The sequence below is a fragment of the Paenisporosarcina sp. P5_A11 genome (assembly GCF_056400705.1).
The window spans coordinates 1-16405 of record NZ_JBFUKT010000016.1 but is presented as its reverse complement, the minus strand read 5'-3'; the positions used below and the strand labels follow the sequence as shown (position 1 = coordinate 16405).

General features: G+C 37.6%; 17 protein-coding genes. 8 read left to right on the top strand and 9 right to left on the bottom strand.

Annotated features, from left to right (window positions below; all coding sequences use genetic code 11):
- Window positions 1-79 precede the first annotated feature (79 nt).
- Window positions 80-1378, top strand: coding sequence for an NCS2 family permease (locus tag AC1DOS_RS05035; protein WP_477536603.1), 1299 nt, complete (start codon window positions 80-82; stop codon window positions 1376-1378).
- A 56-nt stretch (window positions 1379-1434) separates the two neighbouring features.
- On the opposite strand, the gene AC1DOS_RS05030 is transcribed toward AC1DOS_RS05035, so the two are convergent.
- From AC1DOS_RS05030 to AC1DOS_RS05015, 4 genes are all read right to left on the bottom strand, one after another.
- Entirely contained in the window at window positions 1435-1899 is a 465-nt protein-coding gene (locus tag AC1DOS_RS05030; protein ID WP_477536602.1) for an SRPBCC family protein, read from the bottom strand.
- Window positions 1896-2036 carry a hypothetical protein gene (locus tag AC1DOS_RS05025; RefSeq protein WP_477536601.1) on the bottom strand — a complete coding sequence of 47 codons (141 nt, stop codon included), beginning with the start codon at window positions 2034-2036 and terminating at the stop codon, window positions 1896-1898. The genes AC1DOS_RS05030 and AC1DOS_RS05025 overlap by 4 nt, the downstream gene beginning before the upstream one ends.
- A 120-nt stretch (window positions 2037-2156) precedes the next feature.
- Window positions 2157-2240 (bottom strand): MerR family DNA-binding transcriptional regulator, encoded by an 84-nt coding sequence (locus AC1DOS_RS05020; RefSeq protein WP_477536611.1) that lies wholly within the window; start codon window positions 2238-2240, stop codon window positions 2157-2159.
- A gap of 91 nt (window positions 2241-2331) precedes the next feature.
- Window positions 2332-2847 (bottom strand): SRPBCC family protein, encoded by a 516-nt coding sequence (locus AC1DOS_RS05015; protein WP_477536600.1) that lies wholly within the window; start codon window positions 2845-2847, stop codon window positions 2332-2334.
- A gap of 192 nt (window positions 2848-3039) precedes the next feature.
- On the opposite strand from AC1DOS_RS05015, the gene AC1DOS_RS05010 reads away from it, so the two are divergent.
- Entirely contained in the window at window positions 3040-3639 is a 600-nt protein-coding gene (locus tag AC1DOS_RS05010) for a kinase (RefSeq protein ID WP_477536599.1), read from the top strand.
- Window positions 3640-3722: 83 nt separating this feature from the next.
- On the opposite strand, the gene AC1DOS_RS05005 is transcribed toward AC1DOS_RS05010, so the two are convergent.
- A complete protein-coding gene (locus tag AC1DOS_RS05005) occupies window positions 3723-6125 on the bottom strand; it encodes an immune inhibitor A domain-containing protein (RefSeq protein ID WP_477536598.1) in 2403 nt (800 codons plus the stop codon).
- Between the two features lie 706 nt (window positions 6126-6831).
- Between AC1DOS_RS05005 and AC1DOS_RS05000 the strand changes: the two genes are divergently transcribed.
- On the top strand, window positions 6832-7425 hold the full coding sequence (locus AC1DOS_RS05000; RefSeq protein WP_477536597.1) for an SET domain-containing protein: 594 nt from the start codon (window positions 6832-6834) through the stop codon (window positions 7423-7425).
- 69 nt (window positions 7426-7494) lie between these two features.
- On the opposite strand, the gene AC1DOS_RS04995 is transcribed toward AC1DOS_RS05000, so the two are convergent.
- A complete protein-coding gene (locus AC1DOS_RS04995; protein WP_477536596.1) occupies window positions 7495-9168 on the bottom strand; it encodes a ribonuclease J in 1674 nt (557 codons plus the stop codon).
- A 402-nt stretch (window positions 9169-9570) separates the two neighbouring features.
- Between AC1DOS_RS04995 and AC1DOS_RS04990 the strand changes: the two genes are divergently transcribed.
- From AC1DOS_RS04990 to AC1DOS_RS04970, 5 genes are all read left to right on the top strand, one after another.
- On the top strand, window positions 9571-11187 hold the full coding sequence (locus AC1DOS_RS04990; protein WP_477536595.1) for a spore germination protein: 1617 nt from the start codon (window positions 9571-9573) through the stop codon (window positions 11185-11187).
- 3 nt (window positions 11188-11190) lie between these two features.
- Complete coding sequence (locus tag AC1DOS_RS04985) at window positions 11191-12387, top strand: Ger(x)C family spore germination protein (protein ID WP_477536594.1); 1197 nt, start codon at window positions 11191-11193, stop codon at window positions 12385-12387.
- Between the two features lie 2 nt (window positions 12388-12389).
- Window positions 12390-12623, top strand: coding sequence for a hypothetical protein (locus AC1DOS_RS04980; protein WP_477536593.1), 234 nt, complete (start codon window positions 12390-12392; stop codon window positions 12621-12623).
- A 33-nt stretch (window positions 12624-12656) separates the two neighbouring features.
- Window positions 12657-13763 (top strand): GerAB/ArcD/ProY family transporter, encoded by a 1107-nt coding sequence (locus tag AC1DOS_RS04975; RefSeq protein WP_477536592.1) that lies wholly within the window; start codon window positions 12657-12659, stop codon window positions 13761-13763.
- 107 nt (window positions 13764-13870) lie between these two features.
- Entirely contained in the window at window positions 13871-14977 is a 1107-nt protein-coding gene (locus AC1DOS_RS04970) for a GerAB/ArcD/ProY family transporter (protein WP_477536591.1), read from the top strand.
- A 527-nt stretch (window positions 14978-15504) separates the two neighbouring features.
- Here the strand turns inward: AC1DOS_RS04970 and AC1DOS_RS04965 are convergent.
- The 3 genes from AC1DOS_RS04965 to AC1DOS_RS04955 form a co-directional block, all read right to left on the bottom strand.
- The gene (locus AC1DOS_RS04965; RefSeq protein WP_199224110.1) at window positions 15505-15669 is read right to left on the bottom strand and encodes a hypothetical protein; all 165 of its coding nucleotides are present in this window, start codon (window positions 15667-15669) and stop codon (window positions 15505-15507) included.
- A gap of 29 nt (window positions 15670-15698) precedes the next feature.
- Window positions 15699-15881: a YfhD family protein gene (locus tag AC1DOS_RS04960; RefSeq protein WP_108586659.1), complete on the bottom strand. Its 183-nt coding sequence runs from the start codon at window positions 15879-15881 to the stop codon at window positions 15699-15701.
- 92 nt (window positions 15882-15973) lie between these two features.
- Window positions 15974-16282: a YciI family protein gene (locus tag AC1DOS_RS04955; RefSeq protein ID WP_477536590.1), complete on the bottom strand. Its 309-nt coding sequence runs from the start codon at window positions 16280-16282 to the stop codon at window positions 15974-15976.
- Window positions 16283-16405 lie beyond the last annotated feature (123 nt).

Below are 16405 nucleotides of genomic sequence, written 5' to 3'. Positions count from 1 at the left end.
GATTAGAATGCATAATGGCTCACCTGTTTATCAGGCAGAGCGGGTTGGGAGAGGGCTAATTTTATAGAAGGTTGAAAAAATGTTTAATTGGATTGACCGATTTTTCGGTCTTAAAGCGAACGAAACGACTGTAAAGCGTGAACTTATGGCGGGGATCATTGGATTTTTTACAGTGGTTTACATTATTGCTGTGAATGCACTTATCCTGTCTGAAGCGGGGATGCCACTAGAGGCTGCGATAGTAGCAACGATTGCTGCATCCGTGTTTGGATGTCTCATCATGGGCTTATGGGGTAACGTGCCTATTCTGCTGGTACCAGGCATGGGAATCAATGCATTGTTTTCTTATACGATGGTCCAATCAATGGGCTTGTCTTGGCAGGAAGCACTGGCAGTCGTTTTCGTATCAGGCGTCATTTTTGTGTTTATTGCGTTCACACGTTTTTCGAGAATGCTGAGCGCGGCTGTACCGCAATCCTTGAAAGAGGCAATTACGGTGGGTCTTGGATTATTTTTGATGCTTATTGGTCTCGAAAAAGGCGGTATCGTCGAAAAAGGAACAAGTTCCATATTGGCTCTTGGTTCTTTGGGGGATCCCCAAGTACTTGCAACGATTTTAACTTTTCTCGTCGCAATCGTGCTATTTATCCGCAACGTTCCAGGAAACTTTCTCATCACAATTGTGGTGGGAACCGGTATTGCATCATTCTTTGGCTTAATTGATTTCAATCAATCAGACAACGCGTCTTTCGGAGCAGCTGAAGCATTTCATGCATTCGGTGCATTATCGTTCGAGAATTTCTGGTCCATGACGTTTTGGATAGCGGTGTTCTCACTCACAATGGTCATTGTGTTTGAAAACATAGGTCTTGTGCATGGCCAAGTCTCGTTTATCAATCGGTCTGACCGATTTAGTCGTGCGTTTCAGGCGAACTCGGTTTCGGCTATGGCATCTGGGATCTTCGGCACCAGCCCAACAGTGGCCGCTGTCGAAAGCGCTGCAGGTATGGCTGCGGGTGGGCGTACTGGCCTTACAACGGTAACTGCTGGTCTGTTGTTTTTGGTAGCTGCATTTTTCATTCCAGTTATCAAGCTTATCCCAGACAGTGCAATTGCTCCGATTCTCATAATCATTGGTAGCTTGATGTTCCAGAATATTCGAAACCTTGAGTTGAAAGACTTAAGTGAAACTTTTCCTGCGCTCCTTATTGTTGCCATGATTCCGTTTACGTATAGTATTGCTGATGGTATTGCCATTGGGTTTATCTTGTATCCAATCTTAAAGATTGCGATTGGAAAATGGCGAGAGGTTTCACCAACACTTTACGTAATTGCAGGGTTATTCCTGATGAATTTCGTATTTCATGTGGTAGCCTAAATACAGAAAACGCATCTGCGAAAGCGGGTGCGTTTTGTTTTTAGTGTAAGTATATATCAATTAAGGACTTTGTAATCGTGCAATGTTTCTTGTTCTACTCTGTCTAAAAATTCTTGAATCACATGATCTCCATTGACTCTACTGCCAAGCTTAAGCATCGCTCTGCCAACAAAATTGATACCGCGATTGGATCCAGCATAAATGAATTTAGTTTGCTGTTTCGTTACTTGTTCCATTGTGAAAGCAAGATTCATTTCAAATGCACGTGCAAGTTGAAATTGAATACGCTTGTGTTTACGATGATCCGTATTTTCATATTCGACGATTTCCACTACATATGTTTCATTTCGTTTGCCTTCTTGATAGGTTTGTTCATAAGTCGAACCCTTCATTTCTGGCTTTTTCTCCAGCCAACGATTTTCTACTACTTTCGGCATGATCCGTTTAGCTTGTTCTTCTTCAAATAAACTCCACACAACGTCAATGGGTGCATCTATTAGACGTTCTTCAATCCATTTCATGTTTCGTCCTCCTGCCCAGTTCGAATAAATTCTTCAATCTCACGGATCGTTTGTTGTTTTTGAGTTATCTCCATGTTTAGACGTTCTTTCTTTTGATGGAGCAGTACTTCCAAATTTGTGAAAGACTCATCTCGCATGACATCTTTCATTTCCTGAATGGTACAGCAAAAACTTCGAAGTTTTTGTAAAAGAATAGCTAGAAAATACAAACCGTAATCATAGTAGCGATAATTGTTTGAAGCGTCTACAAATGCAGCTTAAAGTAATTGTTGTTGTTCATAGTATCGAAGAGTTTCTTTACTTAAACCAGTTAATTCACTAAACTCACTGATTTTATACATACGGGTCCTCCTCTTCCTTCATCTTAAAGGATAGGGTGCACCACAGAGTCAAACGGTATAAGACCATAAATTACAGAAGTTCATCATGATTTTAATCCATTTTTACATATTCTTTTAATTCTTCTAAATAAGTCTCTAACTTATCAAAAGTCCCAGTAAATCCTTGTTTGATTCCTTCATGTGAAGCCCGAAAGAGAGCTTGTTCTTCTTCAGATGCAGAGATAGGTATTCCTTGCATCATAAGGGTGGTTTTCCCTTTTGACTCTGTAAAAATCAGTTTATTGAGAATCTCAAGTGGCCAATTTGGATGGAAAGGAGCTCGAACAGTCTTGGCCATTTCATCGGAAAAGGAATTAACGAAGACGAGTCGATTTGGGTTTTCGATTTCCCGATAGACGAATTTACCCCACAAAATTTGACCATCTGCTGATGTTTGGCTGTAATGAAAAGTACCGCCTGACTCCAACTCGATACTTGCAATTTCTACTGTAAAACCTATCGGCGCCCACCAATGTTTCAGATGATTAGGTTGTGTCCACATATTAAAAAGAGTTTCTTTTGGAACGTCAAATGTTCGCATAATTTGTAATTCTTGATTTACTGTCATAGATAGTCCTCCTAGCAATATTTTTGTAATTTCACACATATAAAGTTCACATTTCGTTATGGACTTCATAAAACCCTTTAAAAAACTGAACTTATTTACAAGAAGGATTATTATTATATAACCCAAAATAAGATATACTACCTTAAAATACAGAAGCTCTTGTAGGAAAGATTATGAAAAGGGGGAAGAATTTTGGAGAACCATGTTGAGGCATTACTAAAACTCATTTCATCCAGTGGCACTAATGGACGGTTTATATTAGGACTTGACGGTTTAAGTCGATCAGGCAAAACGACTCTATCCAAAAAGCTTTGTGAAAGTTTAAAAGAGAGAAATATTCCACATCAAGTGCTTCATATTGATGATCATATAGTGGAGCGCGAAAAAAGGTATCATACAGAGAATGAAGAATGGATTGAATATTACCAATTACAATGGGATGTTGAATGGTTAACCCATCAATTATTTGAAAAACTAAAAGTATCGAATGAATTAAACTTGCCATTTTATGATTTTACTTCTGACACAAGTATGTTGAGAACCATTCAACTTCCAGAGCATGGTGTAATTGTTATTGAAGGAGTTTTTCTTCAACGAAAAGAATGGAGAATTTTCTTTGATAAGATTGTGTACTTGGATTGTCCAAGGAGTAAGAGATTTATTCGCGAAAGTGAAGAGGTACAAGAAAATATTTCAAAGTTCACAAAACGGTACTGGAAAGCAGAAGACTTTTATTTAAGCACAGTCCGTCCGAAAGAACATGCTGATATGGTCATAAAGGAAGGGATGTAAATGATAGTATCTTACATTGATGATAACGTTTAAACATCATGCAAAAAACCCCAGTAACATATGCGTTACTGGGATTTCTATGCTTATTTGTAAATGACGATTGACCCTACAGACTTATCTGAAGCCTTACCGTTTACCGTCATTTTCAGTCCATATGACTGCAAATCGCGACCTGCATCGGGCATAAACGAATTGCTGAATGACTTCGAATCATCAAACAAACGAACACCTTTTTGAGTTGCATAGTCCAATGTTTGAGTTGGATAAACCAAATTCAATCCAGATGTTTTATCTAAACCGAACGCTGCATCCGCTAAATGGAAGCGAGAACTTGCTTGTAACTGCGTACCATCTGCAATATTCCATCGTAAATCGGTGTTCGTATGTGCATCAACAACCCCTAAGAAACCATCTCCAGGGTGAGCCCCAGTCCAGTTATCTGTGTAACTGTCATCCACATACCACACTACTAAACCACCGTCATAGCTCATTAGTGAATTACCACGAGCAATGTTGCCTAAACCTGCATCCACACCTGCATGATTTCTCCACTCTAGTAAATAGTAATGATTCATTAATTTATTACCGTTGAAACGCTCAAACCCATTCAAAGTGAACTTAGTTGTTTCTGTTTCGGCGCCATCTTCTACGATTGTTTGTCCATCAGCTACTACTTTCACATTATCCGCAAAGAAACCAAGTTCCGAAGTACCCCAGTCCGTTACACAACGTAAACGAAGTTTAATGTTTTGGCCTGCATATTCACTTAAATTGAACGATTGTTCAGTCCAACCATTAGAATGACCTGTTAGACCAGGCATTGAATTAAGAATCGTTGGATAACCTTCTGGCACAACATCACTTCTCGTGTTTGCATTTCCAAGAGATTTCCATGTCGCGCCGTTGTCTTTAGAAACTTGTACAAATGCAAAATCCCATTGTTCTTCAATTTCGTACCAAGCATCAAAAGTTAATGTAGCAGAAGTTTTTCCTGTCAAATCAACGTTTGTCACCATGTTTGAATCGGTTTCATCTTTTTGACCACCCCAGAATTCATAGCTACCAGATTTCGGTGTGTTCACAGGTGTTTCTTTTTTCGGTATATTGATGCGAACTGCTTGGTTGTTTTTACCAAGTGGAGAATTCGCTTGATCTAATAAAAACTGTGTACCTTTCGAAGAAACATCCTCCAAATCTATTGTGGCTGGTTCAAACCATTCGCCACCTAATGTAGATTGGAAATATTGCTTAGCCCATGGAGAGAATCCAGTCGGTTCTGTGCCAGGAATTTTGCCAGCCCAAGAACCCGCAGACATGATAGACCAATATGCAACTGCTTCACCCGCTCCAGAGTAAGCCGTGTCATATTCATCCGGTAACCCTAAATCATGACCATACTCGTGTGCGAATACCCCAGTTGCCCCATCTTCAGGCATTACTGTGTAATCGTAGAATCCTGGTTGGCCAGTTCCTAGTCCATCGGGATCCACTAATGATGCTGAACGATGTGACCAAACTGCTTTATCTCCTAATGAACCACCGCCAGCTTCTTGACCCATCCCAGAGTGGATGATTTGTAAGTGGTCCACTAATCCATCCGGCTCCCAGAAATTACCATCCCCATCTAAATCATGTGAATCTTCTAAATCGTAATCTTCTAATGGAACACCAGCCGCTTTAGCCGCGTTATATACATCTTTTACTAATATTTTTGATCCGCCTGGTGCAACATTATCATGACCGCCAGTAGTTCTATCAGCACCATAAAATGCTGCAGTACCAGGAAGTTTTAACCAACCATATGCTTTTCCTTCAATCGTATACGTACCACCAGATTGTTCTTCATAATATTGTTTCTGTGAAACAAACGTTTCTCCATTCGGACCTTTCACGCCATTGTCACCGAAAATCATATCTTCGAAATGCTTCGTGTTGTAATCTTCGTAGTAGTTGTCTGTTTCATTTGGTTGGAGATTATTATGTTCAAAATCAGAGTATTCTACCATTAGTGTTAATAGTTTACCTTGTTTCACTACACCTGGTGATGCCCCTTCTTTAACAGGATCTGGTTGTTTTTTAAACTGACCGTTTTTATTGCCATTGCCATTCAATAAACCATTATTAAATTCTTTGAATTCTTTCTGTTTCTTCGCTTCTGCTTGTTTCACTTGCTTAGCTAAAGGATCCTTACTTGCTTTTAAATTGGAATCGTCTTTCCCTTTAAGTGCTAAATAGCTGTGTAATCCTTTTTGTTTTTGTGCTTCTGTTGCCTTTGCTGGAATCACACCACGCTTAATTAATGCTTGAATTAATTTTTCGTCGTTCACAATTGAGAGGTCAAGCTCTCCTGCGAAATGAGAAGTGTGAGAGACTTTTTGGTGAAGGGGAGTTTCAGAAATCGGACTTGCTAGACCCCCAGACATACCGGTGATTAAAGTTCCAATAAATAAAGCAGATGTAATACTAGATTTCCAAAACTTGTTCAACTCGTAACCTCCTAATATTTTTTCATTAATAGAATATTCTTAAAAATAAGGCATTACAATGTGCTTGAATACCTATTTTACTTTTAACAATACTAGTCTATTAGAACGGTTCGTATTGTATATTCACCTCCTTTTTACATATAATTTCACTTATTACCATCACTAAATTACATTTTTCGAGTAATTATTTAAATTTACTCCTTCAATTCGTGATAGTCTTTAATCCAATAGGATAATAGGTCAAGAAAAAAGTTCGGTTTATTTTGTTTGGATAATCCTTAGTGAGGAAGGAAAGAATCCAATGAAACGATTAAGGCACCCGAATCCACTTCGTGGTTTACCTCCTTTTGTTAAGTAGAAAATGACAAAAAGGGAGATGGGGACAGCGAGAAATACATTGAATTTGAAATTTGGTCTTCCGTCACCTAAATGGACGGTGATCCTAGGTGCTGTCTTGATGCAAAATGAAAAGGAATTGACCGTGAAAAGTCGAAGTAGTAGTGTAGTGAAAAAAACACCTCCCGGAATATAAATTTTCCAGGAGGTGTTTTTGTGAAATTACATGTTCATTAAAAACTCACATTGAGTTAACTTTTCATTCTAAGTGCCTAGATGAATCTAAAGAAGTACTTAATGTCCCAACAAGTAGTTCCCCACCTGCATAGAATATTTTTAATACCAACTTTGTAAAGGGGAATACTCTGACATGATTCATCCGCATACTGAACTACGTTTTATAAATGAGCAAATGGGTTTTGGCGTATTTGCTACTCAATTTATCCCCAAGGGAACCATTATATGGGCATTAGATGAGCTTGACCAAATTCTTGAAGCTGATTATCTAGATACTGTGGATAAATATAAAGGCGAGCTCATAAAGAAATACGCATATCGAAATCAAGATGGAAAGTTTGTTTTATGTTGGGATCTTGGGAAATATGTGAACCACAGTTTTCATGCGAATTGCATGGGAACTGCTTATGAGTTCGAGATAGCAATTCGAGACATTTACCCAGGAGAACAACTAACAGATGACTATGGTACGTTAAATATTGAAGAACCTTTTGAGTGTATCTCAGAAGAAGGAACGGAGAGAAAATTAGTTTACCCAGATGATCTTCTTACCTATTATGAAAAATGGGATCAACAGGTGCTTAGCGCGTTACAACATGTACATGACGTTGAACAACAGCTTCTTCATCTCGTACGTCCGGAATTTATAGAGAAAATCAATACTGCAGCGACTGAACAATTTTTGGGGGATTCAATTAAAACCATTTATTATAATCGGAACATTTAATCGGCGTCAAATTCGTTTATTACCATAATAAAAACCACCACAATATAATATCGTGATGGTTTTTAGATTTTAAACTTCAATAATGATTGGCAAAATCATGGGTCTTTTTTTCGTTTTAGTGAATAAGAATTTACCAAGGGTTGCTTTTACACTTTGTTTTAACACACTACGTTGATTGCCACTTGATGATTTTGTTGTCTTAACGGTGGTAATAACTAATTGATTGATTTCATTCATTAATTCTTCCGAATCACGGGCATAAATAAATCCTCGAGAAATGGTGTCTGGTCCGGTTATAATTTCACCATCCACTTTACTAAGGGTAATAACGATGACAATCATCCCATCTTCAGAAAGCAACTTACGATCTCGTAATACCATGTTTCCGACGTCACCAATCCCCAAACCATCTACGAAAATGTTTCCAGAAGGGATTTTTCGTGTTTGACGAGCAAGTGAGTTGTTCACATCGACAACATCTCCGTTGTTAATAATAAAGATGTTGCCTCTTTCTACTCCAACAGATTCCGCTAATTGACGATGTTGATGAAGCATTCTGTATTCCCCATGAATAGGGATAAAGTATTTTGGTCTCATTAAAGTCAGCATGAGTTTCAATTCTTCCTGTTGAGCATGTCCAGAAACGTGCATACCAGTGGCACTTCCCGAACCGTAAATCACTTTTGCTCCCAATAAGTATAAATTATCGATAACTTTAGATACATTGCGTTCATTTCCAGGTATCGGAGAAGAAGCAAATATCACAGTATCTTCAGGGAGAATACTTACTTGACGATAATTGGAGCTCGATAATCGTGATAAAGCAGCCATTGGTTCGCCTTGGCTCCCTGTGCAAAGTATAGCCACGCTTTCAGGATCCATTTTACCAACGTCATGTGCTTCAATTAGCATGCCTTCAGGAACATTTAAATAACCTTGTTCCATAGCAACCGATACGACATTGACCATACTTCTGCCGAGTAAAGCAAGCTTACGATTGGTCTTTTGTGCAGCGTCTACAACTTGCTGGACGCGATGGACATTCGAAGCGAAGGTTGATATAAACACTTTTCGGCTTGCTTTGCGGAATGCATCTTCAATGTGTCCACCTACAAGACTTTCGGAGGGTGTAGAACCTGGACGTTCCGCATTGGTACTTTCCGATAATAAAACTAGGACTCCATTTTTACCGATTTCAGCCATCTGATGAATATCAGCGTATTCATTATTCACAGGAGTTAAATCGAACTTGAAGTCACCCGTATGTACGATTGTTCCTTCAGGTGTCTCGAAGGCTATACCTAGACAATCCGGAATACTATGATTGGTTTTGAAAAACGTACACTTAATTGAGTTGAAGTTAAGGACTGATTTGGAGTCGATTAAATGTGTTTCGGTCTCTCTGAGGATTCGGTGTTCCTTTAACTTAATTTCAATTAGTCCCATGGTTAATCTTGTTGCATAAATGGGCATATTCAATTGTTTTAGTAGGTACGGGATGCCTCCAATATGATCTTCATGACCATGGGTAACAACCAACGCCCGAATCTTGTCTTTGTTTTCCTTCAAATATGAAATATCCTGGATGATCAAATCAATTCCAAGTAAACTCTCATCCGGAAATTTAGAACCACAATCGATCACCACAATATCATTTTCAACTTGTAATACATACATATTTTTGCCGATTTCATTTACACCACCCAGGGCGAAAATAGATAATGCATTTTCTACAGTATTCATATTTAGAATCCTCCCATTTTGAATTACTAGATAAAGTATTCCCACGACAGTTTCATTTTATGAATAAAAGATTTTCCGCTAAAATTTTGTATCGAAAATATTATTTGAATTATGGCGAATATTGCAGGGATGTTTATATAATCAACTAAGTTGTAATCATAAATGGAGTGCCTGGTGTAAAATCTCCTGCATTCCATTGTTCTTTTTGTAAAATAAGCGATAAAACCTAACAATGGTTTTATCGCTTTTATTGTTTTGTCCATATTTATCAATGGTCTTTAAACTCTATTTATTAAGCTGGGTGGGTTTAGTTTATTATGTAAAGGTCAATAATAGGAAAATCATAAACTCAATCCCGGTTTCAGATGCGAACAAAAAAACAAATAGTAAATGAGGTAGTGTATGGACATTTTTAAAAAGAAAAATAATAAAATAAAACCCCAGTCCACTTCACTTGACCAAAAAATGAAGAAAAGTTCAACTATCGAATTAAACACAAGTCTTCAAGAAAATTTACAATTCATAAACACTTCTTTAGGAAAAAGCACGGATATTATCATTCGAGAAATTCGAATTGGAAATGAAGGAACCATTAAAGCCGGTATTATTTATACAGATGGGTTAACCGATACACCTTCATTACAAAACTTCATTTTGGAAACGCTCATGCTAGATATCAAAGGGGTTGAAATACAGGAAAAGATAACTCCTGAACAAGATCTTATTAGTGTATTAAAAGACTTTGCCATGACAGTAGGAGAAATTAAAGATATAACTGATTTTGACGTACTTTTTACTGGTCTTTTATCGGGAGATACAATTATTTTAATTGATGGATATGCGCAAGGTTTACTCATTTCCAACAGACAATGGGTTGATCGGGGAGTAACCGAAGCAACAGCTCAGATGGTAGTCAGGGGACCACGCGAAGGTTTCTCCGAGAATTTACGTGTAAATACAGCCTTAGTTCGCAGGAAAATTAAAGACCCAAATCTTTGGATGGAATCAAAAATTATTGGAAAACGAACGAAAACGAACGTTGCCGTGATGTATATGAAGGGAATTGCAAATGACAAAATGGTGAAAGAAGTCCATTTGCGTTTGGATAAAATAGACATTGATGGAATTCTTGAAAGTGGAAACATCGAAGAATTGATTGAGGATGCACCTCTCTCACCTTTTCCCACCGTTTTTAATACAGAACGTCCAGATATAGTTGCTGCGGCACTATTGGAAGGGCGCATAGCTATTTTAGTTGATGGAACACCCTTTGTACTGATTGTTCCAGCATTATTTGTTCAATTTTTTCAATCTTCCGAGGACTACTATCAACGCGCAGATATTGCGAGTCTAATTCGGCTTCTTCGTTTTTTTGCATTTACAATTGCTTTATTGGCACCATCATTATTTATTGCAATCACCACTTTTCATCACTCAATGCTACCACCTGCACTCCTTATTAGTTTGACAGCCCAACGGGAAGGCGTCCCATTTCCGGCATTTGTTGAAGCAATAATAATGGAAGTCACCTTTGAACTTTTGCGTGAAGCAGGTATAAGAATGCCCAGAAACATCGGTGCAGCCATGTCTATAGTAGGGGCATTTGTAATTGGAACAGCAGCCGTTGAAGCAGGCATAATTTCTGCTGCGATGGTCATCGTAGTTTCATTAACAGCCATTTCAAGTTTTGTTTCTCCTACTTATGACTTGTCTATCGCTGTTAGGATGTTCCGCTTTGTATTTATGGCAATCGCAGCAGCGTTCGGTTTGTTTGGAATTACGATAGGTTTAATTGCTCTTATTCTGCATTTATGCAGTTTACGTTCTTTTGGCATACCATATATGTCTCCATTAGCTCCATTTAATATTTCGGATCAAAAGGACACGTTTATTCGTTTGCCTAAATGGAAAATGTTTACTCGACCTCGCCTAATCAATCAACAAAATATGACTCGTCAACAAGATTCCGCCTCTGCAAAACCACAACCACCCAAAAATGAGGAGTATGAAAGGGAGTAAACGATGAAAAAGTGCATGTTTGTACTCCTGATTCTCAGCCTCTTTCTTACGGGGTGTTGGGACCGGAGGGAATTAAATGAGCTCGGCATTACATTAGCATTAGGAATCGATAAAGTAGAAGATGAATACCAAGTAACTGCTCAAGTGGTTGTACCTTCTGAAATATCCATGAAATCAAGTACTGGGCGTTCACCGGTAACCCTATATCAGGCGAACGGGGAAACGGTATATGAAGCTCTTCGAAAAATGACAAAGACCTCGCCTCGAAAAATATATCCTGGACATCTTCGAATGCTTGTGATCGGTGAGGATTTAGCTGAAGAAGGTATAGGCGAATCCTTAGAGTTACTGTCAAGAGATTGGGAACTTCGATCTGATTTTTATGTTGCTATTGCTAAGGATATGACCGCGGAAGAGATACTAAATGTCACAACAACTCTTGAAGCCATCCCCGCTAATAAAATGTTTAACACGCTTAAAGCGTCAGAAACTGCCTGGGCCGCAACGAACGGCATTATATTAGATGAGCTGATAACAGATCTAACAAATGAAGGAAAAGAAGCGGTATTAACGGGGATTCTAGTAACAGGGGACCAAGAAATAGGAACAAGCAAACAGAATGTGGAATCGATTACTCCTTCTGCGCGAATTCAATATGATGATTTAGCGGTGTTTAAAAAAGATAAACTGTTGGGCTGGTTAACTGAAGAGGAAAGCAGAGGGTATAATGACATCACCAACTCAGTGAAAAATACAGTAAGTGTAATATCTTGTCCTAAAAAAGGAAAAATTTCTATAGAAATCATTCAGTTAAAATCTGACGTTAAAGGTAAAATGAATAAAGGAAAACCCGAAGTAGATGTCAATATTAAATTAAAAGGAAATGTAGGGGAAGTAGAATGTCCAATTAATCTTACTGAACCAAAAACAATTGCTGAGCTAGAGAAAATCACGGAAAAAAAAATGGAAGATAGCATTAATCAGACCATTGAATCGGTACAAAAACAATATGAATCAGACATATTTGGATTTGGTGAAGCCATTCATCGATCCAATCCGAAAGAATGGAAAAAGATTAAAGGGCAGTGGGATAAAGGTGGATTTTCAGAGTTGACAGCGAACGTTAAAGTTGCCGTGAAACTTCAGCATACGGGTACAGTAGGTAGTTCCTTCCTAAAAGATGTAAAGGAAACTAAATAATCATGTTGAAAAGTATAGGAATACTCCTGATTGCGGCTACCATTCTGTGGATTGAAGTTCCACCTCTATTGGAAAAAAAGTATAAAAAAGAGTTACTTGTGTTTGCTATACTTCTTGCTATTGCCGTAGGAATAAGTATTACACTAGGAGTTGGAAAATCTATTCCAACTCCACTAGATTTACTCACTTTTGTGTTTAAACCTCTTAATGATGTTATTGCTCATTTGTTAAAGTAAAAGAACAGTGTGGAGCGGAAGGTATGATATGAAATGATGCAAGACGTTAAAATAAACTCGTACCAATTTCTAATTTTAGTTATTTTTTTTACGATTGGTACAAGTCTCTTAACTGTACCATCAGTATTAGCAGCCGACGCGAAACAAGACGCTTGGATTGCCGCTATAATTGGTACGGGAATCGGGTTATTGTTCATATGGCTATTCATCACTATAGCTCTTTGGTTCCCTCACCTCACCATTATCCAAATCAATGAAAAAGTATTTGGAAAATGGATAGGTAAAGCCTTTTCTGTTTTCTTTGTACTCACGACTTTACTTTATACTTCAGAACTTTTGTTTTATTGTGGGACATTCATAAACATCCATGCGCTGCCAAGTACTCCAATGGTAGTCCTTAATATTCTTCTGGCGGGGGTAGTGGTGATGGGAGTCCGTCTTGGATTGGAAACCATCGCTCGTTCTGCAGAAATCTTAATTGCCGTTTTCTTCGTCCTTTTTCTCATTTTAGTGGTGTTTATTTCACCTGAAATCAAGTTTGAAAACATACAGCCTGTATTTGAGGTGGGTACAAAAAAGATCGTTCAATCATCATTATTTTATTTCGTAGTATCTTCAGTTAATGCCGTTATTTTATTAATGATTTTTCCTTCCTTTATTAACAAAGTGAAACAAGGTAAAAAATCCTTTTTATTCGGAAACATAATAGGTGGCATCATCATTATTATTATTACATTTTTGACTGTTGCTGTATTAGGTCCTGAGGATACCGCAAGACAGTCTTATCCTAGCTATGAATTGGCTAAAAGGATAAATGTTGGGGATTTTGTACAGCGTATTGAGGGGTTAATGGCCGCACTTTGGATTATTGCGCTCTACTTTAAGACGGTACTTTATTTTTACGCTTCCGTTTTAGGTATTGCACAAATTCTAAATTTGAAAGATTACCGCCCTTTAACATTCCCCTTAGGCATGATTGCTGTTGTCCTTTCTCTCGTGATTTATCCTAACGTCATCTACCAACAATATTGGGACAGTACAACGGGTAATACCGTATCATTGTCATACGGACTTTTTTTACCTCTTTTGCTGGTAGTCGTATATGCCATACGAAAAAAAACAATAAAAAAAGAAGCTTGAAATCCCTAGGAACAAAATATGCTAATAGCCAATTCGACAATGTATTGCCAAGTCAGTGACGGGTACCCGGGAGTTCTAGTGGTGTGGAGAGGAAGATATGATATGAAATGATGAAGGATGTAAAAATAAATTCGTACCAATTTCTAGTTTTAGTCACCTTATTTACCATTGGTTCGAGCATCTTGCTTGTACCATCAGGCTTAGCCCAAAATGCGAAGCAAGACGCTTGGATTGCCGCTATATTCGGGACGGGGATTGGGTTATTAATCATTTGGCTTTTTTGTACGATAGCGCAATGGTTTCCTCATCTCACTTTTATTGAAATCAATAATAAACTCTTTGGGAAATGGATAGGGACAATATTTTCTCTTTTATTTGTGTCGATTTCTTTTCTTTATACCTCTACTCTTCTAGCTCATTCTGGAACTTTTCTAAATATCCATATGCTGCCAAGAACTCCAATGGTAGCGCTAAATATACTTATGGGAATGATTATCGTGATGGGTGTCCGTCTTGGGTTAGAGACAATCGCTAGGTCGGCCGAAATCTTAATTGTTGTTTTCTTCTTCCTATTTCTCATTTTAGTGGTGTTTATTTCACCAGAAATCAAGTTTGAAAACATACAGCCTGTGTATGAGGCTGGTACAAAAAAAATCATTCAATCATCACTGAATTTTGTCGTTTATTCTTCTGTCAATGCTGTTATTTTGTTAATGATTTTTCCTGCATTTATAAACAGAACTAAACAAGGTAAAAAATCCTTTTTAATTGGAAACTTAATAGGTGGAATCGTCATCATCATCATTACATTTTTGTGTGTTGCGGTATTAGGTGCTGAGAATACTACAAGACAGATATATCCTGGCTATGAATTGGCTAAAAGGATAAATGTCGGGGATTTTGTACAGCGTATCGAGGCGTTAATGGCCACCCTTTGGATCATTGCGCTCTACTTTAAGGTGACCCTTTATTTTTACGCTTCCGTTTTAGGGATTGCACAAATTTTAAATTTAAAAGATTATCGTCCCTTAACTATACCGTTAGGCATGATTACCATTGCCCTTTCTCTTGTGATTTATCCAAACGTTATCTACCAAAAAAATTGGGACAGTACAACGCTTGTTTCATATTCATTATTAATAGGATTATTTTTACCTCTTTTGTTAGTAGTTATGTATGCGTTACGCAAAAACCAATTTAAAAAAGAAGCCTGAAATCCCCTGGAAGCAAAATATACTAAAAAACCAATTCGACAATGTATTGCCATGTCGGAGATAGGACCTAATCGTTAGGTGTTTATCTGGCTTATTTGTCTGCAAAAGATACTAATGCTCACCTTCTGTTTTGAAGGAAAACCGAATTTTTATCGACGACTGGGATTGGCGTTTATTATCAAACGGATTTAATTGCATTTGCTACCGTGGAAAGCACACGGTTTGGCAGACACAATGTGTATGTCGAACTTCCATATATTCACGTCTCCTATGATTTGCGAGGAAGAGGGATAGGGAAAAATTATTTGAAGTTTGTTGTGAAAAAGTCAAATTATTAGGTGCTGAAAAATTGTACATAGCTGCTCATCCATCTGTTGAAACGCAACGCCTTAAACAAATGGGTTGTACCTTAGCAAGTGAAATAAATGCTCTTGAATAAAGAACCGTTGGATTTACAGATGGAACGATTATTGTAAATAAAACAGCCACCTAGACGAAAAAGGTGGCTGTTTTATTTTTTAAAATTTTTATGAAGTGGGTTTTTTGAGATTCTCTTCGAATGATTGACGAGGTGGGTCTTCATTTAAAGCTTGATCCTCAAATTTATTATCAAGAAATACTTGAACTCCGTTAACACTGACAATAATATTGCTAGGATCGGAAAAGAGTTCTTTTTCACGATTGAGGCTCAAAAGTCTTCACTCCAATGGTTAAAGCTTGTTTACTTCTTGTTGTTTTTATTACGTTGGTTTGATGCTTTGCCATTTACGTTTTTATTGATTAAATCCGTGAATTCCCGAGAAAACTCTTGTCTTGCTTTTTCAGGAGACGTTTTCATCGTTTTTGGTGTTTGTGGCAATGAATTTTTGTTGTTGCTTGATGAATTGTGATTGTCTCTACCCATTTGTTCGCCTTCTTTCCAAAGTATTTTGTTCTTGAAAAGTATGGCTTAAAAAAGGGTTTTTTATGTGGTATGAAGGTAGAAAAAATTTGGAATTAATTTTTTATTAAAGCAACTCGATATGGGAATAATGTTGCTGTCATAATGCCTTCTTTAACTGCCGGATCGTTTTCCATTAACGTAATTGCTTCTTCTTCTGAATTTACTTCCAAAATAACAATTCCAAATCCTGATGGATCCATATTTAATGTTCTTCCTGCAAGAATCAGTGTGCCTTCTTGTTGCAAATTTTGTAACACCTCAAAATGGTGTTGGACGATGTTATTTTCTTTATCCGTCCAATTACTTTCATCTAATAGCGCGGGAATTAATTTGAGTTGGTATAAAAATTGTGTTTTCTCCACAATTTAACCTCCATTTAAGTTTTCAGTATTATCTAACAGTAGTACAAAAAATCCTCCAATGCCCACATAATGGATAAGGATAAATTCTTATTTTCCGCATTTCCATGACGCTACCCCTGTAAG